We start from the raw sequence: 373 nt of genomic DNA on the forward strand, positions 1-373 counted from the left end.
AAGGTTTTCCTAGCATGATCTTTTAAGCCTGAATAATGCGGAGCAAACCATTGACGGGCTTAACGAAAAACTACGCCAAGTCATAAAGCAAATTAAACTAAAGGAGACAATACAAGTTTGAATTAAGCTGGCCATGGATGTTTTTATTACTATCTCTGCACTTATTACTTTAATTATTAAAACCTGCTGCCAGTAACGCACATACCCGGTTACGTATTCCAAGCTTTGCCAAACATAACTTAGCCAGCCTAAGCCTTGAAAAAAGCGCACGGAAATTAACTATATTTGAAAGGCAACATTGGCTATTAATGGTCACGAGCTGCAGAAAACCCGACATGGTTAGACGACCACATTTCATACCTAACGTAGGGCG

General features: G+C 39.7%; 1 protein-coding gene. It reads right to left on the reverse strand.

Going from position 1 to position 373, the window contains the following annotated elements:
- Positions 1-169 precede the first annotated feature (169 nt).
- Positions 170-373, reverse strand: a 204-nt coding sequence (locus CWC04_RS19785) for a hypothetical protein (RefSeq protein WP_212747135.1), incomplete at its 5' end; no start/stop codon positions are given.

It is taken from the genome of Pseudoalteromonas sp. S2893 (assembly GCF_005887105.1).
Classification (GTDB): Bacteria; Pseudomonadota; Gammaproteobacteria; order Enterobacterales; family Alteromonadaceae; genus Pseudoalteromonas; species Pseudoalteromonas atlantica.